The 22,011-nt window shown below is 34.4% G+C and carries 23 protein-coding genes; 21 read left to right on the top strand and 2 right to left on the bottom strand.

The window, feature by feature from the left end; genetic code table 11:
- Window positions 1-5 precede the first annotated feature (5 nt).
- The 5 genes from HMPREF2603_RS03680 (at window position 6) to HMPREF2603_RS03660 (ending at window position 5,293) form a co-directional block, all read left to right on the top strand.
- On the top strand, window positions 6-1,013 hold the full coding sequence (locus tag HMPREF2603_RS03680) for a FecCD family ABC transporter permease (RefSeq protein WP_002481431.1): 1,008 nt from the start codon (window positions 6-8) through the stop codon (window positions 1,011-1,013).
- On the top strand, window positions 1,010-2,026 hold the full coding sequence (locus HMPREF2603_RS03675; protein WP_002481432.1) for a FecCD family ABC transporter permease: 1,017 nt from the start codon (window positions 1,010-1,012) through the stop codon (window positions 2,024-2,026). Before HMPREF2603_RS03680 ends, HMPREF2603_RS03675 begins: the two co-directional genes overlap by 4 nt.
- A gap of 115 nt (window positions 2,027-2,141) precedes the next feature.
- Window positions 2,142-2,642 carry a hypothetical protein gene (locus tag HMPREF2603_RS03670; RefSeq protein WP_002481433.1) on the top strand — a complete coding sequence of 167 codons (501 nt, stop codon included), beginning with the start codon at window positions 2,142-2,144 and terminating at the stop codon, window positions 2,640-2,642.
- A 326-nt stretch (window positions 2,643-2,968) separates the two neighbouring features.
- Window positions 2,969-4,036: a YkvI family membrane protein gene (locus tag HMPREF2603_RS03665; protein ID WP_023015440.1), complete on the top strand. Its 1,068-nt coding sequence runs from the start codon at window positions 2,969-2,971 to the stop codon at window positions 4,034-4,036.
- A 228-nt stretch (window positions 4,037-4,264) separates the two neighbouring features.
- Window positions 4,265-5,293 carry an alpha/beta hydrolase gene (locus HMPREF2603_RS03660; protein WP_060803713.1) on the top strand — a complete coding sequence of 343 codons (1,029 nt, stop codon included), beginning with the start codon at window positions 4,265-4,267 and terminating at the stop codon, window positions 5,291-5,293.
- Window positions 5,294-5,449: 156 nt separating this feature from the next.
- Here HMPREF2603_RS03660 and HMPREF2603_RS03655 read toward each other — a convergent pair whose 3' ends face one another.
- Complete coding sequence (locus tag HMPREF2603_RS03655; RefSeq protein WP_002481436.1) at window positions 5,450-5,956, bottom strand: GNAT family N-acetyltransferase; 507 nt, start codon at window positions 5,954-5,956, stop codon at window positions 5,450-5,452.
- 207 nt (window positions 5,957-6,163) lie between these two features.
- Between HMPREF2603_RS03655 and HMPREF2603_RS03650 the strand changes: the two genes are divergently transcribed.
- The 6 genes from HMPREF2603_RS03650 to HMPREF2603_RS03625 all read left to right on the top strand — a co-directional run bounded on the left by HMPREF2603_RS03650 (window position 6,164) and on the right by HMPREF2603_RS03625 (window position 12,647).
- Window positions 6,164-6,844: a response regulator transcription factor gene (locus tag HMPREF2603_RS03650; protein WP_060803712.1), complete on the top strand. Its 681-nt coding sequence runs from the start codon at window positions 6,164-6,166 to the stop codon at window positions 6,842-6,844.
- Window positions 6,831-7,874 (top strand): sensor histidine kinase, encoded by a 1,044-nt coding sequence (locus HMPREF2603_RS03645; RefSeq protein WP_070501935.1) that lies wholly within the window; start codon window positions 6,831-6,833, stop codon window positions 7,872-7,874. Before HMPREF2603_RS03650 ends, HMPREF2603_RS03645 begins: the two co-directional genes overlap by 14 nt.
- Window positions 7,875-7,964: 90 nt before the next feature.
- Entirely contained in the window at window positions 7,965-8,726 is a 762-nt protein-coding gene (locus HMPREF2603_RS03640; RefSeq protein WP_002481439.1) for an ABC transporter ATP-binding protein, read from the top strand.
- Between the two features lie 94 nt (window positions 8,727-8,820).
- Window positions 8,821-10,614, top strand: a complete 1,794-nt coding sequence (locus tag HMPREF2603_RS03635; protein WP_261676365.1) for an FtsX-like permease family protein — start codon at window positions 8,821-8,823, stop codon at window positions 10,612-10,614.
- A 394-nt stretch (window positions 10,615-11,008) separates the two neighbouring features.
- Window positions 11,009-11,626, top strand: a complete 618-nt coding sequence (locus HMPREF2603_RS03630; RefSeq protein ID WP_002481441.1) for a DUF47 domain-containing protein — start codon at window positions 11,009-11,011, stop codon at window positions 11,624-11,626.
- A 13-nt stretch (window positions 11,627-11,639) separates the two neighbouring features.
- Window positions 11,640-12,647, top strand: coding sequence for an inorganic phosphate transporter (locus tag HMPREF2603_RS03625; RefSeq protein WP_002481442.1), 1,008 nt, complete (start codon window positions 11,640-11,642; stop codon window positions 12,645-12,647).
- Window positions 12,648-12,863: 216 nt separating this feature from the next.
- Here the strand turns inward: HMPREF2603_RS03625 and HMPREF2603_RS03620 are convergent, their stop codons facing one another.
- Window positions 12,864-13,664: a CHAP domain-containing protein gene (locus tag HMPREF2603_RS03620; RefSeq protein WP_070501933.1), complete on the bottom strand. Its 801-nt coding sequence runs from the start codon at window positions 13,662-13,664 to the stop codon at window positions 12,864-12,866.
- Between the two features lie 358 nt (window positions 13,665-14,022).
- On the opposite strand from HMPREF2603_RS03620, the gene HMPREF2603_RS03615 reads away from it, so the two are divergent.
- From HMPREF2603_RS03615 to gvpO, 10 genes are all read left to right on the top strand, one after another.
- Window positions 14,023-14,670, top strand: coding sequence for a Bax inhibitor-1/YccA family protein (locus HMPREF2603_RS03615; RefSeq protein WP_060803708.1), 648 nt, complete (start codon window positions 14,023-14,025; stop codon window positions 14,668-14,670).
- Window positions 14,671-14,947: 277 nt separating this feature from the next.
- Window positions 14,948-17,122 (top strand): helix-turn-helix domain-containing protein, encoded by a 2,175-nt coding sequence (locus HMPREF2603_RS03610; protein WP_002481445.1) that lies wholly within the window; start codon window positions 14,948-14,950, stop codon window positions 17,120-17,122.
- A 155-nt stretch (window positions 17,123-17,277) separates the two neighbouring features.
- A complete protein-coding gene (locus HMPREF2603_RS03605) occupies window positions 17,278-17,634 on the top strand; it encodes a transcriptional regulator, SarA/Rot family (protein WP_002481446.1) in 357 nt (118 codons plus the stop codon).
- Window positions 17,635-17,829: 195 nt separating this feature from the next.
- Window positions 17,830-18,546: a YebC/PmpR family DNA-binding transcriptional regulator gene (locus HMPREF2603_RS03600; RefSeq protein WP_002481447.1), complete on the top strand. Its 717-nt coding sequence runs from the start codon at window positions 17,830-17,832 to the stop codon at window positions 18,544-18,546.
- Window positions 18,547-18,549: 3 nt separating this feature from the next.
- Complete coding sequence (locus HMPREF2603_RS03595; RefSeq protein WP_060803706.1) at window positions 18,550-19,041, top strand: cupin domain-containing protein; 492 nt, start codon at window positions 18,550-18,552, stop codon at window positions 19,039-19,041.
- Window positions 19,042-19,424: 383 nt separating this feature from the next.
- Entirely contained in the window at window positions 19,425-19,883 is a 459-nt protein-coding gene (locus tag HMPREF2603_RS03590; protein ID WP_060803705.1) for a hypothetical protein, read from the top strand.
- Between the two features lie 30 nt (window positions 19,884-19,913).
- Window positions 19,914-20,366 (top strand): hypothetical protein, encoded by a 453-nt coding sequence (locus tag HMPREF2603_RS03585; RefSeq protein WP_057510176.1) that lies wholly within the window; start codon window positions 19,914-19,916, stop codon window positions 20,364-20,366.
- Between the two features lie 392 nt (window positions 20,367-20,758).
- Entirely contained in the window at window positions 20,759-21,247 is a 489-nt protein-coding gene (gene gvpQ, locus HMPREF2603_RS03580) for a gas vesicle protein GvpQ (protein ID WP_002481451.1), read from the top strand.
- 58 nt (window positions 21,248-21,305) lie between these two features.
- Complete coding sequence (gvpJ, locus tag HMPREF2603_RS13575) at window positions 21,306-21,656, top strand: gas vesicle protein GvpJ (protein WP_002481452.1); 351 nt, start codon at window positions 21,306-21,308, stop codon at window positions 21,654-21,656.
- Between the two features lie 75 nt (window positions 21,657-21,731).
- Window positions 21,732-22,001 (top strand): gas vesicle protein GvpO, encoded by a 270-nt coding sequence (gvpO, locus tag HMPREF2603_RS03570; RefSeq protein WP_002481453.1) that lies wholly within the window; start codon window positions 21,732-21,734, stop codon window positions 21,999-22,001.
- Window positions 22,002-22,011: the final 10 nt, after the last annotated feature.

Here is a 22,011-nt window from a genome sequence, read left to right as displayed (position 1 = left end):
GGTAAATGAGTGATAAAGAGAGAAAAGAGAAGTATCCCAGATTTATATTGTTATTACTTTTATCATGTGTGATGTTAGGGACAATGTTGGTGCTCTCCATTTTATATGGAGATGCGCCCATTCGTCTTGGGACGATTTATGAAGCGGTTTTCCATTATAACCCTATGAATGAACAGCACAACATTATCAGTGAAATTAGAATACCTAGAGACTTAGGTGCAATACTTGTAGGTATGGCGCTTGCGGTGGCTGGGGCAGTTGTTCAAGGTGTGACTAAAAATGGTTTGGCAGACCCAAGCTTAATCGGCTTGAATGCTGGTGCCAGTTTTATGCTCGCCTTAACATATGCCTTTGTACCGCAAGCTTCTTTTAGTTTATTGATGCTTGCAGGTTTTATCGGTTCAATATTAGGCGGTACAATCGTATTGATGATGGGCCGTTCTAGAACTGATGGGTTCAATCCTATCCGTATTATTTTAGCAGGTGCTGCTGTCAGTGCATTCTTGACGGCTTTAAGCCAAGGCATTGCATTAACTTTTAAATTGAATCAAGACATCAATTTTTGGAGCATGGGCGGTGTTTCTGGCACAACTTGGGTTCAATTGAAATGGAGTACTCCTGTTATTTTAGTGACGATCGTTTTGTTAATCTTACTAAGTCGACAATTAACAATTTTAAACTTAGGAGAAAGCTTAGCTAAAGGCTTAGGCCAAAATGTGCGCGTCATTCGTACAATCAGCTTAATACTAACGATGCTGTTAGCAGGTGTTGCTGTAGCAATGGTCGGACAAATTGCCTTTGTCGGTTTAATCGTGCCACATATTGTACGCTTTTTAATTGGTACGGATTATGCGAAAGTGATTCCGTTAACTGCTGTTTTAGGCGCATTTTTAGTTCTTTTAGCAGATACCGTCGCACGTATGTTAGGAGATGCGCCAGTCGGTGCGATTGTTTCCTTTATTGGCGTGCCTTACTTTATCTATTTAATTAGAAAAGGAGGTCGCTCAATATGATAGAAGATAAATTACGAAGACGTCAGTGGCTGGCTTTATTAATAACTAGTGTCCTTTTGTTTGCGGCCTGTGTTTGGAGTATCACGTCAGGTGAATATCAAATGTCTGTCGGCACGTTCTTTAAAACTTTATTTGGTTTAGGTGACTATACGGACAGTTTGATTCTACTAGATTTTAGACTGCCGAGAATGTTAGTAACGATTCTGGCAGGTGCTGCATTAAGTTTAAGCGGTGCGATGATGCAGAGTGTAACCAATAATCCACTAGCTGAACCTGGTATTTTAGGTATTAATGCAGGAAGCGGCTTCTTTATCGCACTCTTTATTGTCATCGGACAAGTGAGTGCAGATAGCTTTATCTATGTTTTGCCAATACTGAGTATGACTGGCGGTATTTTAACTGCATTAATTATTTTCTACTTCAGTTATTCTAAAGAACGCGGTATGACTCCAGCTAGTATGGTCTTAGTCGGTGTCGGTTTATCTGCCGCACTCTCTGGCGGTTCGCTGACATTGATGTCTAAATTTGATAAAGACCAAGCAGAGTTTATGGCAACATGGCTTGCGGGTAATATATGGGGTGATGAATGGCCGTTTGTCATCGCATTATTACCATGGTTGATTGTCATCATACCGTTCCTGTTTATGAAAGCAAATACATTAAATATCTTGAATACCAATGACCTATTAGCACAAGGCTTAGGAGTAAATGTCAGACGAGATCGTATGATTATTTTACTAGCAGCTGTTGCTTTATCATCAGCAGCTGTAGCGGTGAGTGGTGCTATCAGCTTTATTGGTTTAATGGGACCGCATATTGCGAAAACGATTGTGGGACCAAGACATCAACTCTTTATGCCTTTAGCAATTGTTATTGGCTCGTTCTTACTAGTATTCTCGGATACAGTTGGTCAAGTGATTTTACAACCATCAGGTATTCCGGCTGGTATTGTCGTTGCGTTAATCGGTGCACCTTATTTCTTGTATTTAATGTATCGTACACGTTCATTGTAATTTAACGTAATGAAATATTGTTATACGTTATAGTAATTGATGTGAAATCCAAAAAAATATGGTAAACTAATACTAATTGTAGATAAAATCTGTTCAACAATAGGAGGACATTGGCATGAAAGATTTAATCAAGCGACATGTCTTAAACGGCGAATTTGAATCTGTGAAACGATTAATGTCCGAATCAGATTTTATGGAATTTGAAGAACATTACATTTCAAGTGCGCATGAAGCAGAAAGTGTTATGTTTTATACGTGTATCTTAGATATGATCAAAGATGGAGAAACAGCTGAAATGCATGATTTAGCATTCTTACTCCTTGTTTATCCATTAAGTGACTTAGAAGGTGCATTGGATTCTGCTTACTATCATGCAGAAGCTTCCATAAAACTCACTGAGGGCAAAGAAGTGAAGAGTTTACTACAAATGTTGTTGCTCCATGCAATTCCTGAACCTGTTATTTCTGATAAAAAAGCTTTCGATATTTCTAAACAGATCTTGAAATTAGATCCTAATAATAACGTAGCCCGTAATATCCTTAAACAGACAGCGAAACGAATGGATAACGTGGTGGTCAGCATTGATGAACTGAACCAAAATCGTGATGCAAAATAATGAATTTAAAATGAATTAAAGGGTATCTCACATGAGGTATCCTTTTTGTTTTGCACAAAAGTGATATTTATCCATAAGTTTTACTAATGGGTATGTTTACAAAGTTTAATGAGTAATTCTATCAAATTGAGGGTAATTTATTGTTGTGTTTGGGTAATTACACTTAACGGCTATTGCGCAATTGAGTGTTTTATTGTTACTATATACTTTTCATGGAATAAGTAATGGCCTTTTTCAGAAAAAGACAGAAACATAAGCTATGGATAGTAAGTATTAACGTTGGCAAGCATTGTTTTTAATTACACGAGGAGGTATTCAACGTTATTATGACGTTTAATAAAGAAACAGTAAAAATTGGCTTTGCCTATGTCGGTGTAGTCGTCGGCGCAGGTTTTTCAACAGGCCAAGAAGTTATGCAATTCTTCACTGAATATGGTCTATGGGCTTATATCGGTGTTTTAATTTCTGGTATTATCTTAGGATTCATCGGAAGACAGGTCGCAAAGATAGGGACAGCTTTCGATGCTGAAAACCACGAATCAACTTTGGCATATTTATTTGGAAAATACGTTGGACGGATCGTCGACTATATACTGGTCTTCTTCTTATTCGGAATTTCTGTCACAATGATTGCAGGGGCAGGTTCTGCATTCCATGAAAGTTATGGCATCCCTACATGGTTAGGTTCACTGATTATGGTAATTGCTATTTATATTACATTACTTATGGACTTCAATAAGATTGTCCGCGCACTTGGTGTGGTAACACCTTTCTTAATCATCTTAGTGATTGTGATTGCAGGTGTTTACCTATTTAAAGGTCAAGTGCCATTTAATCAAATTAATGCAGAAATGCCTAAGACAAGTCCGCTTTGGGGCATTATCATGGGAACAGTTTACGGCGGTTTAGCGTTTGCGGTAGGATTTAGTACAATCGTCGCTATCGGCGGTGACGCAAGTCGTAGAAGAGTATCAGGTGCCGGTGCAATGTTCGGCGGTATCATTTATACGATTCTGTTAGCATTGATTACATTTGCATTGCAAACTGAATTCCCAGCAATCAAAGAAGCGGCTATTCCAACATTGACATTAGCGAATGGTATTCACCCAATCGTAACAATTGTATTGTCAATTGTGATGTTAGCCGTAATGTACAACACAATTTTGGGTCTGCTTTATTCATTCGCAGCAAGATTCACAACACCTTATAGCAAAAAATATCACATTTTAATCGTGATTATGATGCTTGTCGCTTACGGATTAAGTTTCGTAGGTTTCTCAAGTCTGATCAACTTCTTATACCCAACAATGGGTGTTATCGGACTTGCGATTGTTATTGGCGTGTTAGTGAAATATTTCAAACGTAAAAAAGAGAATGAACAACATATCGCATAAATTGCCCAATGTGTGACATTTACTAGATATAGCAGAAAACTTATGAATAATGAAGGTCAACTTACTGCTTGTAAGCAGTAATGATGAAAACAATAGGTATAGCGCAGCTGATTTTGCTGCGCTATTTTTCTTGATTTCACCCTTTGAGATGACTTTAAATATAAAGTACAATAAATACAAACTGGAAATTATCTTGCCGATAGAATAAAGAGAGGACTTGGTAATCAAATGAACAGTCGAAGAAAAAAATGGCTGGCAATCGGTGCGATTATCTTCGTGTTATTAGGCGTCGCTGTCGGTGTTGGTATAAAACTTTATATGGACTATCAACATAAACAAAATATGAAACCTAAAGTCGCGATTAACAATAATAATGTAAAGGTCTTTAATAATATTACATATAGTAAAGCATTCCCGAAGAGTCAGCTTGATATCATCACACCAGCAGAATTAGATAAAGATGTGAAATTACCAGTGATTTTTTGGATGCATGGCGGCGGCTTTATTGCGGGTGATAAACAATATAAAAATCCATTGTTGGCAAAAATCGCAGAACAAGGCTATATTGTAGTGAATATTAACTATGCTTTAGCACCACAGTACAAATATCCGACCCCTTTAATTCAAATGGATCAAGCTGTAAAATTCATTAAAAAGAATCCGCATGAATTGCCGATTGATTTTACGCAAGTGGTGTTCGGCGGCGACTCAGCAGGTGCACAGTTATCCAGTCAATTTACTGCGATTCAAACAGATGAACAGTTAAGAAAAGATATGCACTTTAAACAACGTTTCAAACCGAAAAATATTCGTGCAGCTATCTTTTTCGGTGGTTTCTATAACATGAATACAGTTAGAGAAACAGAGTTCCCACGTATTCAACTCTTTATGAGAAGTTATACTGGTACAGAAGAGTGGGAAAGTGAATTCAGAGATTTATCTGAAATGTCGACAGTGGAACATGTCACAAAAGATTATCCACCGACTTTCTTATCTGTTGGGGATGCAGATCCATTCTTCAGTCAAAATCAAGAATTTGCACGGGTTTTAGAAGAAGACGGTACATCAGTCGATACATTCTTTTTTGATGGGTCACACCATTTAAGACATCAGTATCAATTCCATTTAAACTTACCAGAATCAAAAGAAAATCTAGTCTCTGTACAACGTTTCTTAAGTAGAAATACAAGCTCAACAACGATTAAAAATCCAGATGAGCAATTTGAACCGATTCAATTAAATCCTTATAAGGATTAGTATGTTAACAACAGATCATATTTTAAAAGAAGTATCACAAAGTAATTGACTTTGTAGATACTTCTTTTTGTTATAAGATAATAAGTGGGTTATATGTAAAATAGAAAATGAAAGTAATAAAAAACCTGATATGTTTGTGACATATCAGGAGAAATATTAGTGCAATAGTTTAGCCATAACGTATTCACTATAGTATTTATTATCTATTTTGAGTTTATCGCGCATTTCGCCTTCAATTTGATAGCCTGCTGATTTGAATAAGTCTACAGCATGCTCATTTTGAGGGACAACTAATGCTTCTAAACGACGAATATCGTGATTGTATGCCCATGCATCCACTGCATTTAATAATGATTGTCCAACACCTTTGCTGCGGTATTGTGCGCGAATGCCAAGACGCACGCGTGTTTCGTGGCGTGTACGTTCATATTCGCGAGATGTGACAATCGCAAAACCAATCAACTTACCGTCGATTTCTGCAAGATAAATAGTATTCGATGGAGAAGTGATAAAATGTTCAAGCTGCTGTAATGCGCTTGAAAGAGATGGCACATATTCGCCAGGGCTATACAGCATATAGCTAGATTCATCATAGATATCTTTTAATAAAGCAATATATGCATCTGCATCATTGATACTTATTTCTCTAATCGTATGTTCCATAGACACCCTCCATAATATAAGGTAGTATTACACTGAGTATAGCGTAAATGACGATTGTCTGCATCGTTTTTAGTTTCATTTTACTTTAAAATGATAGAACGCAATGATTGTTAGAGAATCGCACAAAGATAAGTGTAAAATAAAAGTTGTGAAATGTAAATGAAACAGTTTTGAAATAATTTCGAAATAAAAACAATAGGTGATAACATGAAAATTTTATTGGTAGAAGATGACAAGTCCTTATTTGAACAATTAAAAAAAGAACTAGAACATTGGGATTTGCAAGTGTCTGGTATTGATGATTTTAATCAAGTTATGGAAGCATTTGAACAGGAACAACCAGAAATTATTATCATGGATGTAGAGTTGCCGAAATATGACGGGTTTTATTGGTGTCGTGAAATACGTAATCAATCGAATGTACCTATCTTATTTTTATCAGCGAGAGATAATCCAATGGATCAAGTTATGAGTATGGAACTAGGGGCAGATGATTTTATGCAGAAGCCTTTCTATACTAATGTCTTAATCGCGAAGCTTAAAGCCATATATCGCCGTGTATATCAATTCAATCTAGAGGAGCAACGTATGTTGTCATGGGGCGATGTCCAAGTGGACCTTGGTAAAGGCTTATTAGAGAGAGGAAATGAAACCGCACATCTTTCTAAAACTGAAATGCTTATTCTAGAGATTTTATTAAAACATCGTAATCAAATTGTCAGTCGTGATGAGATCATTACGGCTTTATGGGATGATGAAGCATTTGTGAGTGATAATACGTTGACGGTTAATATCAATCGACTACGTAAAAAGTTAGCAGACTTTGGATTAACTAATGCGATTGAAACACGGGTCGGCAAAGGATATTTAGCACATGACAATATTTAAACGTATCTCAAATTATTTAGTCTCTCGTTTGAATTGGTTGGCGTTGATTGTTGGCTTTCAAATCTTTTTAGTGATTTTAGCTGTACTAGATCAAAATTTATCTGTTGAATCTATGCTTTATGTCATTTTATGTAATGTTATCTTCACATTGGTGTTCCTCATTTTTTCTTACAACTATGAAACTTCGTTCAAAAAAAAATTGTCTGAAATGAAAGAAGTTGAGGAGTTGAAGCATAAAGAAGCGGCCAATACTCCGATGGAAGAAGAAGTCTTACAATATTTATATCTGATGATTCAAAGACAAAAACAAATTGTATCTAGGCAATCTGTGCAATTAAAAGAAAATGAACAAAGCCTAACGGAATTTGTGCATGAAATTAAAACACCTTTAACCGCATTGAAATTAATCATTGATCAAGAAGAAGATATGACTCGTCGACAAGCTTTATTATTTGAATGGTCACGCATGAATGAAATGTTAGACCAACAATTGTATTTATCACGATTAAGCCAAAAGCACCAAGATTTATATTTTGAAGTCGTTTCATTAAAACGTATGGTGATTGAAGAAATTCAGTTAACACGTAATATTTGTAGACAGCGCGGTATTGGGTTCGATATAGACTTTAATGAAGAAGATAAGGTCTTTACAGATATGAAATGGTGCAAGATGATGATTCGCCAAGTCCTTTCAAATGCGGTGAAATACAGTCAAGCGGGTACAGAGATACAAATCATCACTAAAGAAGTCGAAGGACATATTGTGCTTGAAATCAAAGATACAGGACGCGGAATTGCTTCTCAAGATATGCCGCGTATATTTGAACGTGGTTTTACGTCAACACAATACCGCCACGAGACAACTTCTTCAGGTTTAGGTTTATATTTAGTGGATCAAATCAAACAGCCATTACATATACAAGTATCGGTTGATTCTATTGCAGAAGAAGGGACAACAGTCTCTTTTATCTTCCCTAAACAGAACGAAATGTTAGAACGTATGTCTGAAGTGACAAAATCGTCACTTTAAATATGCGTTTTGTAATATCAAATCAACGACCATAAAATCACTTATGCGTACACTATAAATACAAGAGTTAAGAAAAAAGGAGCGCAAAAAATGGAAATTCTAACAGTATCCAATTTAACAAAAGTATTTGGAAATAAGCATGTGGCGCATGAAGTGCTGAAAGGCATCTCGTTTAAAGTTGAAAAAGGTGAATTCATTTCAATTATGGGACCGTCTGGTTCTGGTAAAACGACATTATTGAATATGTTAAGCTCCATTGATTATATAACACAAGGTTCAGTGGAACTTAACGGACATCAATTGCAGAAATTAAGTAACAAAGCACTGTCAGAAGTGCGTAAAAAAGAAATTGGCTTTATTTTCCAAGATTATAATTTATTAGACACGTTGACAGTTAAGGAAAATATTATGTTGCCGTTATCTATTCAAAAGTTATCCAAAAAAGAAGTGGATGCACGATTTGATGAAGTGACAGAAACATTAGGTATCAGAGATTTAGCAAATAAATATCCATCTGAAGTTTCAGGTGGTCAGAAACAAAGAGTTTCTGCAGCCCGTGCATTTATCACACGTCCAGCAATTATCTTCGCAGATGAACCAACAGGGGCGTTAGATTCTAAAAGTGCACAAGATTTATTAAGACGTTTGAAAAATATGAATGAACGCTTTGATACGACTATTTTAATGGTGACACATGATCCGGCAGCAGCCAGTTATTCAAACCGTGTCATCATGTTGAAAGATGGTCAAATACATTCTGAGCTATACCAAGGTGAACGTTCTAAACAAGCGTTCTATAAGGAAATCATTCAAGCACAAAGCGTCTTGGGCGGTGTGTCTTATGACGTTTAGACATATTGTATTAAAGAACTTAAGACAAAACATCAGACATTATGGTTTATATCTTTTTTCTCTCATAATGAGTATTTCCTTGTACTTTAGCTTTGTGACATTAAAATATACAGAAACAATCAATAATAGTGAATCTTCGAAATTAATTCAAAAAGGCGCGAGTTTAGGTAGTGTTGTACTGTTCATTATCATTATAATCTTTTTAATGTATGTGAATCAGCTCTTCATTAAACAAAGAGATAAAGAACTTGGACTCTATCAATTAATCGGATTAACGAAAGCAAATGTAGTTCGTATGTCGATGTTAGAGCAATTTGCGATATTTGTTGTCACAGGTTTTGTCGGCATAGTTGTCGGCTTAGTAGGGTCTAGAATTTTATTATTGATTGTGACGAAATTAATGCAAATGAATGAAACGGTACATCTGCATTTCAGCTTAAAAGCAGTAGGCGCAACGGCATTGATGTTAGTAATTGCGTACATCTTAGTTATTGTTCAAAACGCATTCTTTATCAAACGACGTTCCATTTTAGGATTAATGCAAACTCGTCGTACGGCTGATGTGAAATCAAATAAAATTACAGTACTTGAAGCAATCAGTGGTATTGTAGGGCTTGCGATGATTATTTCAGGATATGTTATGGCGGTTGATACAAAGCTTTTAGCGAATATGGCTATTCCGTTTTTAATTTTACTCCTGACAATTGTCGGTGCTTATTTATTCTTTAGAAGTACGGTATCTTTATTATTCAAGACATTGAAGAAAAGAAAAAAAGGCCAAGTTTCAATTAATGATGTCATTTTCACGTCATCTATTATGCATCGTATGAAAAAGAATGCCTTATCTTTAACTATTATTGCGGTCATTTCTGCGATTACAGTAACTGTACTTTGTTTTAGTGCTATACAAATGAAGATGGAAAAAGTGCAACTCAATATGTTTTCGCCATATGATGTGACATTACAATCGAAACATGATGTGGATTTATATGAAAAAGCATTAAAAAAACATCATATCGATTATGACTTAAATTATAAAGAGCTGTTGATGGTACAGTCTCAGAAGAATAATTTATTTAAGAAAAATGTCGGATACGAGATAGGTATTCGCGTCACAAGTGAAAAATATGTCGACAATGCAGGACTCTCTGATCATACCGCAAAACTTTCACATCCTTTTGGAACAGGTATGCTCTTAAAACCGATTACTAACGATTCATATGTAGCATTTCAAGATAAACAAGGACAACAACTCTTCCGTGTGAAAGTACAAGACACTGAACTTGATACACGTTTCAGCTTGCTTACGTTACGTGGCGGTGTGTTGGTAATCGTCAATGATGAAGACTATCGTTTATTGAAAGAGAAAGGGGAAATAGATAAAGATGACCTTTCTACGCAATATGGCTTTACTATTACAGATAAATCTCAAATGAAAGAAGCTTCGAAAGCATTGGATGAAGTTGATCCAGGTTATGAGACAAAAGAAGAAATAGCTAAGGATAATAGAGAAAATAATGGTATGTTCTTATTCATATCATCATTCTTAGGTATTGCTTTCTTAATTGCGGCAGGTTGTATTATCTACATTAAACAAATGGATGAAACAACAGATGAAATCGGTAACTTTAAAATATTGAGAAAGCTAGGTTATACACAAAATGACATGCGTCACGGTTTAAAACTTAAAATCATGTTCAACTTTGGTTTGCCATTGATAGTAGGTTTGGCACATGCATACTTTGCATCATGGGCATTCTTGAATTTGATGGGGTCTGATGATCATTCTCCAGTCTTTATCGTAATGGGAGTTTATACATTGATTTATGCATCATTTGCGATTATTGCTTATATACACACAAAACGTACTATAAAACAGTCAATATAGTATAGAATAGTAAACTTACTTCGAAAACTTGAAATAATGAGTTTTCGGAGTATTTTTTTGGATTGGAATGTGTAAGAATGGTGAAGTTAGGTAAAATTTTTAGAGAGGAAGTATTTACTTTTCGCTTAGGATTGTGGAAATTTTGAAAACTTAGCGAAGTAATCGGACATTACAATTATGTTCAATTGTTAAGATTTTGTAAATAGAATTGTAGTGTTGTAAATTTTGTGCTATTTTCTTTTTAGGAAGGTAAAATTTATTTGAAGCTAGTGTGAAGATGGTATACATATTAGTTTCAAAAGTATCACACGATTACTTTTTACAATTATATACTTTTGAGTTCAAATTTATGAAATGTGATTGGGAAGCAATCGCTGAAAATGGAGGATTTTCAATGTTTAACAAGAAAAAGGATAAGTTCATGGTTAAATTGGAGGAAATGGTATTCAATTTAGATCGCGCAGCAATTGAGTTCGGGAAAATGGACTTTAACACACACCTAGATTTAAAAGCTTATTCTGATAATATCAAAACGTATGAGTCACACGGTGACGAATTAATGCACCAAGTAATCTCAGACTTGAACCAAACGTTCATTACCCCAATCGAGCGTGAGGATATTTTATCTTTATGTAACGCTATTGATGATGTTTTAGACGCAATGGAAGAAACATCAGCAATGTTCGAAATGTATTCAATCGAGTATTCAGATGAATACATGGCTGAATTTGTAGATAATATTCAAAAAGCAGTAGCTGAAATGAAATTAGCTATCGGCTTATTAGTAGAAAAGAAACTTTCTCACATGCGTATTCATTCAATTAATATTAAAGAGTTTGAAACAAATTGTGACGGTATTTTAAGACAATCAATTAAACATATCTTCAATAGTGAAACAGATCCAATCACATTGATTAAAATTAAAGACATATATGAAAGCTTAGAAAACATTGCAGATAAATGCCAAGCAGTCGCAAATAATTTCGAAACAATTATCATGAAAAATAGCTAAGGAGTAATATAAAATGGATTATATTATAATTATCACTGTAGCTATCGTTATTTTTTCATTGGTGTTCGACTTTATTAATGGTTTCCACGATACAGCGAATGCGGTAGCTACTGCAGTGTCGACAAGAGCACTGACACCAAAACGCGCAATCTTTTTAGCAGCGATTATGAATTTTATCGGTGCATTAACATTTACAGGTGTAGCAGGGACAATTACGAAAGACATTGTGGATCCATTTAAATTGCAAAATGGATTAGTCGTGGTATTAGCGGCTATTTTCGCAGCGATATTCTGGAACTTGTTAACATGGTACTTCGGTATTCCAAGTTCTTCATCACATGCCTTAATCGGTTCGATTGCAGGTGCAGCGGTTGCATCTCAAGGTTCATTTTCAGTGTTGCATTTCCAAGGCTTCACTAAAATTATTATTGTGTTGATTGTATCGCCATTGATTGCCTTTTGTGTAGGTTTCATTATGTATAGTATTGTTAAAGTCGTATTTAAAAATGCGAATTTAACAAAAGCTAACCGCAACTTTAGAATATTCCAGATTTTCACAGCATCATTACAATCATTCTCACATGGTACAAACGATGCGCAAAAATCAATGGGTATCATTACACTAGCTTTAATTGTTGCGAACTTACAAGATGGTAACAATGTTGAACCGCAATTATGGGTTAAAGTAGCCTGTGCTGCCGCTATGGGTCTAGGTACAGCAGTAGGTGGTTGGAAAATCATCAAAACTGTCGGCGGTAACATTATGAAGATTCGCCCAGCTAACGGGGCTGCTGCAGATTTATCTTCAGCATTAACAATTTTCGTCGCATCTTCATTACATTTCCCATTATCAACAACACACGTTGTATCTTCATCTATCCTTGGTGTAGGGGCATCTAACCGCATCAAAGGCGTTAAATGGAATACAGCGCAACGTATGATTGTGACTTGGGTAATTACATTACCAATTTCAGCATTCGTCGCAGCAATGATTTACTGGATTATGAATATTTTCTTATAATCATTCTCAATCATTGAGATATAAACATAGAGAACATTAAATAGAAAGCGGATCATTTTCTGATTTTGAAAATGATCCGCTTTTTTGCGATAAATCGGGCTTAGAACTATATAAAAGCTATTGAGGAGCTCAGTTTGATTAGCATGTTACATCATCTATTGGTTTTCAAATATAAGTCAAAATAAAAAGACGATGCGTCATCGTCTTTTTAGATTATTAATAAATGTAGTTATAGCTAGAAGCCATTGAAGCAGGAATTGTACGGTAGTCGACAATGCCTGGAGGTGTATTGTAGTTCATTTCAGAAATTAAAATACTGCCATCACCATTCACTTGTTCTACATATGCAACATGACCGATTGGTCCTTCATAGTTCTGCATAATTGAACCAGCTGCAGGTGTGTTGTTTACTGTGTAACCGTCAGCTTGTGCATTGTTTGCCCAATGATCTGCGTTCCACCAGTATGTACTGATTGGTTGGCCTGTTTCAGCACGACGATTGAATACATGCCAAGTACATTGCCCCCAGTCATATAAGTTAGCATGATTAAATGTCGGTGATTGGTTCGATGCAGGTGTAGCTGTAGGTGTAGGTGTACCGCCTGAACCACCAGCTGCGCCAGAAATTTTTAATTGTTGGCCAGGGTGAATTAAATAACCATTCAAGCCGTTAGCTGACATGATTGCCTCAGCAGATGTACCGTATTGATTAGCAATGATATTTAATGATTCACCAGCTTGCACTGTATGAGTGCCACCAGAAATGTTAACAGTCGCCCCTGTATTTGAACTTTGACTGCTGCCATTTACTGTAATGACTTGGCCAGGGAATACCATATTATTCGATAAATTGTTATCTTGTTTAATGCTTTCGATAGAAGTGCCGTATTCTTGTGCAATAGACCAAAGTGATTCACCGGCTTGTACTGTATGCTGTGTCGATGCATCAGCATCTTGTTGAGTAAGCGCTAAGGCTACACCTGTTGCAACTGAAAATGTAACTGCTAACTTTTTCAAATGAGATTCCTCCTCTAATAAGTTTGGTTCAGTAATTATACATTCGTTTTATATTTACTATGTAATACGAATATCAATCATTATTTCTATACTTCCACATCTTATCAAAAATATGCGGTGATTTGTCGGTTGTTACGTGCTTGTAATAATTTTTAATAAAACCTGAATTGTCTAAAATTCAGAAAACACTAGACAATATAGGGTTTATTGAAGGAAAATTTGGATTTTGACAATACTAATGTAATGTTTGTAATGAAAAATGACAATACACTAAAGCGCTTTGAAGGTTTATAGTTGCTAAATCAGAAAGTGGAAATCAGAATACACTCTATGAAATAATAATTAACAAATAGTTTCAATGAAGGAGTTGAACAACTTGGTAAACGCAACACATACTACCTCTAAATCGAGTGCTTATGCGAAGGTTTGGCTTTACTTTATGTACTTTTGGATTATTTTTGGTATTGGTACATATTTTGGCCAGTATCTGCCTGATGCTTGGAGAAGACCACTCTCTATCGGTTTGACGGTATTAATTTTGATTTCGTTATTTGTGAATCGATCACGTAAATTCGGCTTTTTAATATCTAATATATATGCTGTAGCAATTGGGTTATTAGCTTATGCTGCATTTACGACATACATGCAGAATTTAGGTACAGAGTTATTTTATAAAAACGTAGCACTTGCAGTAGGTGCCTTTATTGCGTTTGGTGTCATTGGATACTTTTTCGTGCAGAATGCATCAAGTATCGGCAAATATCTATTTGTAGTATTAATCGCGTTAATTGTGGCCACTTTAATTGGTTTCTTTGTGCAAAACCCGATTTTTTATACTGTAATCAATGTTGTAGCAGTTGGCTTATTCTTGCTGTATACATTGTATGACTTTAACAGATTGAAACGAGGACAATTTGCACCAAGTGAAATGGGCTTTAATTTATTTGTGAACTTATTGAATATTATTATTAATATCTTAAGTTTAGCTAATCGTTTTAGAGATTAATATCATCAAGAATAGGACTGGAACAAAGAAAAACAATGTTCCAGTCCTTCATTATATTATACAATCTAGTTATCATTGATAAGAATAGTACGATATAATCATACGTTACGTAATTTGAAACAACATAAAAATACTATTAAATTTTAAAATTTGTGTCTAATTGCGTTGTGTGCTAAATTTGTAGAGTATAGTCCTAGAGAAATTACAGGAAGGAATAAAATAAAGAGAGATGTATCATTACGACTTAAAACAGCTTATTTTATTAAAGGTTATATAAATGAGAAGTAGTATTATCGATTTATACGCAGCTGAAAATTTGCCAGCCAATCGTTGTTATGATGGAGTGTTATTACTTTGGCCAGTAAACGATACAGCAGAAATCCAAAGGTCCGCTCAAGTTGAAACAGTAAATAACACGGTTTGTCTCATCAACCATAATGAAGTTTTTCAAGTTTCGAAAAACAAAAAGATGATGATGGTTTATGTTGCGAGTGATTGGTTCCTTGAGAAGGATTTCGCTTTTTTTAATTATTGCTTTAATATTCAAATGGTTCAGTCGAACAGTAAAATTGAAAAAGCAATGTTGATCTTATTGGAAAAGTATCTTGAAGAAACCTTAACAGAAGAACTGATTAAAAAATGTATTAGTGAGATATGCGACATTTTAATTGAAGAGGCGAGTGTTGAAATCAAACATACGTCACACCAGTTAATTGCATCGCTAGATTATAGAGAAAAGAAAATCGTAGATTATATCAACGAACATATTGGAGAGAAACTGACTTTAGAGACAGTAGCTAAAGAAGTTTATATTTCTCCGACAACACTCTCTTCTTCCTTTTATAAAATATTTAATATGGGTTTCAGAAATTATATTGAAACATTACGAATTGGACTTTCTATAGAAATGTTAGTAACGACTGACCGAAAAATTTTGGATATCTCTGAAGAAGTAGGTTTCAGTAATTTCAGTGGTTATTATCGGAAATTTAAACGTCATTTAGATACCACGCCTAATGACTACAGACATAAATCTAAGCTGAGTAAAGACCTTTGTTATTTAGTAAAGGATCAAGATTCTGAAGTCAGTGAACAAGGTAAAAAAGTATATTTAAAGAAAATCAAAGACATACTGAAGAACTGGACAGAAGATAAAGAGAACATTATTTATGTAGATAATAATAATCCTATCTATTCTCCTACACGTCCGTTTGTGATGACGATTCAAATTCGCACGCTTGAAGAATTGAAGGAAGTGATGGTTTATCACAGGCATCAAGAAATCTTTGATTTCGATGATGAAGTGATGTTCTTAATCCATCCAAGTATACCAACGATTCATCAACATTTTAGCACGAGTGAACTAGTTGCTATGCTTGATACTATCTATCAAAGCAATGCGAGGGTAGCTTTTGAACTTGAATCAAAAGAAGATATTGATTATGTGAAACATGAATTATTACAGTCACGTGCATTTACAGATCATCAAGCCTATGCAGATCTTAAAAAGGATACATCTAAGATTTCGATAACATTTAGTTTGCAGAATCAATCGTTGAAAGACATCTATATACAAAAAATGAGAATTAAAGAAATTGGGTTTAATGTTAATTTCAACCTAGATGTCACTAAATTGTTTAATGATCCTGAAAAATTTAAAGCATTAGAACTCCCAATTAAACGAGTGAATTTTGATTATTTCTTTATTGATAATGAAAAGTTGAAACATCCTTATTTGGAAAAATCTTATAAAAAAATGCCGATGAAACAACTAGTCAATTTGAATGCGCTGCAGTCAGTTATGAAACAAGTTCATTTAGAAGAACGTAAATATATACTGCTTAATGTTCCGAATAGGAAATTATTGAATGAAGATATGAGTCTCTTAGATAGCACACCATTAATGATGTATATGTTTATGCGCTTTTATAGTATTTTATCTGGAATCGGCGTGGATTTATATCAACGTACTGATACGAATATCGCATTTCTTTTTGATACAAATGGTTTCAAGACCACACTGTATTTTTTATATAGACAACTGTCTGGATTTGAGACGTTTTATTTCTATGAAGATGATGCTTGTCTCATGACACGTGGGGATGAACATTACAGTATTATCGTCTATGACTGGCGTATTATTGAAAATGAAATACATGAAGGTAATCAAAGTTGTCATCGTTTCTATATCGGTTTTAAAGATAAAAGTTTAAGAGACAATTATTTGGTAACACGTGAAGTAACAGATTATAAACACGGTAATATCAAGGAGATTATTTCACCCAATATCATGCCTACATTTAAATGGCCAAAAGATTTAAAACGTAAGATAAAAAACGCCAATAATCCAAAGTTTGATGTATTTGAACACAACTTTAACAATGGCACATTGAGTGTTGATGTTGAATATAATTCATTGCAATTGATTTCTTTATATAAAACAACGAAATAGATTGAAGTTTATAAAAGGTAATTGTATTTTATACAATTCAATTTGTCGTACTTAGGAAAATTGCAAAGACAATGTGGGGAAACACTAAAGACTTTTAGAGTTTTAATATTCATACTTAATGTATTATATCGATATAAAATCTGGAGGCGTATACTTTGAAAAAAAGTAACTTAGAGAAATTGCTCAATGAATACAAAAAATTTATGGATTTGACACGTTTCATTGAAGAAACATATAAAATCAACATGAATGACTTTGTAATACTTAATTGTGTTCATGAGAATTGCACCGAAGAAAAGATGTTAATGCAGCCCTTTTTAAAGATTGCAACAGATTCATTTGAAATTAGCCGAACTAAAGTTTTGGCATCCATTCGTAAACTAGTCAATCAAGACCGTGTCAGCAAAGTCCGTTCTGAGTCTGACGAACGTAAGGTTTATATTTATATGGATGATAAAAACATAGAAAAACTTGATCAAATGCTTAAAGACATTGATAAGTTTTTAGGTTGATAATACATCTGAACACCCCATACTAGAGAGATATAATATTGTGGATGAACAGCCCGGTTTTTGGGCTGTTTTTTTATGAGGATTCAAAGTAATTATGCACAAAAGGGGAACTTGGTTTTCAATAACTATATATTAAGCGTGAAATCATGTATAATAGTTGATGTTAAAAATTGAGAGCGAAAGCGAGATGGAAGTATGGGACGTAAATGGAATAACATCAAAGAGAAAAAAGCCCAAAAAGATAAAAATACAAGTCGTATTTATGCGAAATTCGGTAAAGAAATTTATGTAGCTGCGAAATCTGGTGAACCTGATCCAGAATCGAACCAAGCATTACGTTTAGTGCTTGAACGTGCAAAAACGTATAATGTACCGAAAAACATCATCGACCGAGCGATTGACAAAGCAAAAGGTAATGATGATGAAAACTACGATGAATTACGTTATGAAGGGTTTGGTCCTAGCGGTTCAATGCTGATTGTTGATGCATTGACTAATAATGTTAACCGTACTGCATCAGATGTACGTGCTGCTTTCGGTAAAAATGGCGGTAACATGGGTGTATCAGGTTCAGTATCATATATGTTCACACATACAGGTACTTTCGCATTTGAAGGCAAATCTGCAGATGAAATCTTAGAAGTTTTAATGGAAAAAGATTTAGATGTGCGAGATGTTGTCGAAGACGGTGATTTAACTATCGTTTATGCTGAACCAGATCAATTTGCACAAGTACAAGAAGCTTTAAAAGAAAGCGGCGTTGAAGAATTCGAAGTTGCTGAATTTGAAATGTTACCTCAAAATGACATCCAATTATCAGATGAAGATAAAGCAACTTTAGAAGGCTTAATCGATGCGTTAGAAGATTTAGAAGATGTTCAAAACGTTTATCATAACGTGGACTTGGATTAAGTAATGGAACATTCTGTATCGGAATGGGTGCGCCAATTAGATTTATTACCGCATCCAGAAGGCGGCTATTATAAAGAAATTATTAAAGCTGAACGCCAAGAAGAAGGACAAGCACGTCCAGCTTATACGAGTATTTACTTTTTATTAACAGATGATAATATCTCACATTTTCATCGTATAGATGCAGATGAAATTTGGTATTATCACTATGGTAATACTTTAACAGTGCATATGATTTATCCTAATGGTCAATATGAAGCGGTAGACCTTGGACCCGATATAACAGAGGGTGAAGTGCTACAATACGTTGTGCCTGCAGGTACAATTTTTGTATCTTCGATTAAAGATGAAAAAGGCTATGCGCTGGTTGGATGTATGTGCCAACCAGGTTTCATGTTTGAGCATTTTGAAATGTTTGATCAAGCGGAACTTAAAAAAGCGTATCCTCATTTGATTGAAGTGATTGAACACTATGCACTAGAAACTATTGATTGATTTTAAAATTGAATCTATGTTTTACCAGGCACTTGCTTTAGATTTTGGGAACGAGCCCAAGCTAAAACAAGTGCTTTTTTTGTATCTCGAAATATTTTAACTATAGCAGAAATTTATATTAGGGTAACACCTAGAATTTAATACGTCTTACGAATCAGCTATTTAATCTATTCGCATTGATGAAGTTTAAATGTTTAAAGCGAATATTGGAGAGGATTTTATTGGTAAATAGTTTTTATCTTACAGGCTAATTCTCAATCTATTAAAATAAAATAAAAATACGTTTTACCTAAAAAGTATAAATGAATATAAAAATGATTTGTTTGCAAATTAGAGTTGAGGGTAAAAAGAATAATACCAATTAAAGAGAGAGGGGTGTTATCGTGAGCAGGTATAAAAAGGGCGTAAATATTAAAAAGAAGAAAAACAAGGGCAATAAAAACATTCATGTCGCTGATGCTATTGTAGGCGGTGTGTTCGGCGCAACTTTCGGCTGGTTCTATAGACGAGAAGGCACTCAAAATATGATTCACCGTGTAAAAGAATCAGAGTTATTCCAAAATATTGCTTCAGATGTTTATGAAATTACTGAAGAAAATATTAAAGCCTACATCGCGATGAATATTGAAAATAAAACCCGCGATTTTTTTCAAAAGCCAGATGAAGAGGACGAAGACGAAGAATATTATGAAGATGATGAAGAATTTGAAGAAGCATACGTAGAAGATGAAGACGAAGAAGAGTTAGATGAAGAAGAATATTATGAAGCGTTATTAGAAGAAAATGAACAGCTTAAAGAAGCTATCAGTCGTTTAGAAGATCGCTTTGAAGAGTTACTGTAAAAACATTAAGAAAGTAGAGGGAAAAACAGTATGAGTAAACAAATTAAAAACCAGACAGAAAAAACTAAAAAGTTACAACCTAAGAAGAAAAAATGGACATCTAGTCCCGTATACCGCACAGTGGCTGGGGGAGCAGTCGGTGCAGGTCTTGGTTATGTCTTAAAACCTAAGCAAGATAAAAAAGCACTTTATACTAAAAAGAATGCTTCAAATGCATCATTAAAAGATAAAGCTTCTGATTTAAAAGACTCTATCTTTGGTGATGATAAGAAGAAAAAAGGCAAAAAAGGTAAGAAAAATGCTGGGTTATTCAGTAAAAATACTAAAGGTAAAAAACGTAAAAAGAAACCAAATAAGAAACAGTTTCAGTTATTGAAATCCGAAAATGAAACACTGCAACAACGTTTACAATTTTTAGAAGATAAATTAGATCAATATACAACATCAAAAAAACGTAAGAAATCTCTTTTCCGTAAAAAATAAACTTTGATTAAACGTTCAATCGAAAAGGTGCACAGTTAAAAAAACTGGCACCTTTTTTTAACTAGTAATACAAGCACTTTCAAAACCTCAAGATGTTAAACGTCAATACAATGATTGTAATGTATATTAAGAGAATATTTCAAAAGTTGTAATTGTGTTTGAGTTTAAATTAAAAGTGGTAATGAAATTAACATGAAAGAAAATAGATTTTACAACTAAATCGAATATTCAAATAAAAACAATAAATAATTTAAATGTATTCAGACATCATTTGAATCAAACGATAAGAATATACAGAAAAACATCTTAGACATCTTTATTTATTTTATTTATTGATAAGTCAAAGGTGGTTTCTATCAAAAAAGAAAATATCAATTTAAAGGAGGTCTACAATGCCTAATAAAATGGTGAAAAAAGCTGCTGGTGCAGTGGCGAAAAAAGCAATTGAAAAGACTCCTGACGAAATTGAAGATAAAGCAAAAGATAAATTAAAAGATAAAGCACACGAGATGATGGAAGAGAAAATAACAGAAGGCGTTCAAGATAAAGCAGATCAAGCAGCAGGCAAATTACAACAAGTGAAAGAGAAAAACCAAGAAGTTGTGCCTGAAGTTGCAGATAAAGCAACAGACAAAATGCAAGGCGCCCTGTTAAAGACACGTGATAAATTAGGACAAGTCAAAGAAGCTGGGGAAGCATTCCAAGAAAAAATCAACAAAGATGAGTCCGGCAACAGCAAGAAAAAAATCAAAGGTGTTCAAGACATCAAAAGTGTTCAAAATATCAAAGGTATTTCTAACATTAAAAGCTACAACGACATTAAACATGCCTCAGACATTAAGGGAGTAGAAGATAATAAATCAACATTGATTGACAACTAAAAAAATTTAAAAGTTTAACGAATGAAAACAATATCAATTTGAGAGGGGATTGAACATTATGAGTTCAGTACAAAGAAGTGCAGATACGTCTAGTTTAGCAGAGGTAATTGACCGAATTTTAGATAAAGGTATCGTTATTGATGCTTACGTCAGAGTTTCAGTAGTAGGTATCGAAATCTTAACTATCGAAGCAAGAATCGTAATTGCCAGCGTAGATACTTGGTTAAGATATGCAGAAGCTGTAGGCTTACTGCGTGATGAAGTTGAAGAAGAAGGCTTACCAGGCCAACAACAAGAACAACTTTCAGGAGATACGAACCAACAGCAACAAATTTCTCAACAAAGTGAACCAGAAGAAGCAGAAACAAAAGAAGCAGACGACAAGAAAAAATCAAAATATAGTGTTTGATTTTTAAATTAAAAGGGAGGCGGCGACGGAATGTTGTCGTCATCTCTTACTATATAAGATTGATGGAGGATAATTATGACGATCAAAGAACTTATGAGTAAAATTAGAGAATTCTTCAATGAAAATGTAGCACCGCCTTTCAAAATTACTTCAATCGAAGAACGTGAAGGCGATGAATCAGGTTGGACTGCGACAGTTGAAGTGATTGAAGAGAAAGAATATATGAAACGTTACGCTAAAGATGAAATGCTTGGCACGTATAGCGTTGTATTAGATAAAGATGGCGAAGTCACTTCATTTAAACGTGAAGGTATTCGTTACAGAAGTAAAGTAGACGGTAGTTAATTAATAAACG

The organism is Staphylococcus sp. HMSC055C03 (genome assembly GCF_001809385.1).
Lineage (GTDB): Bacteria > Bacillota > Bacilli > Staphylococcales > Staphylococcaceae > Staphylococcus > Staphylococcus simulans.
This window is presented reverse-complemented; position numbering and strand designations above follow the sequence as displayed.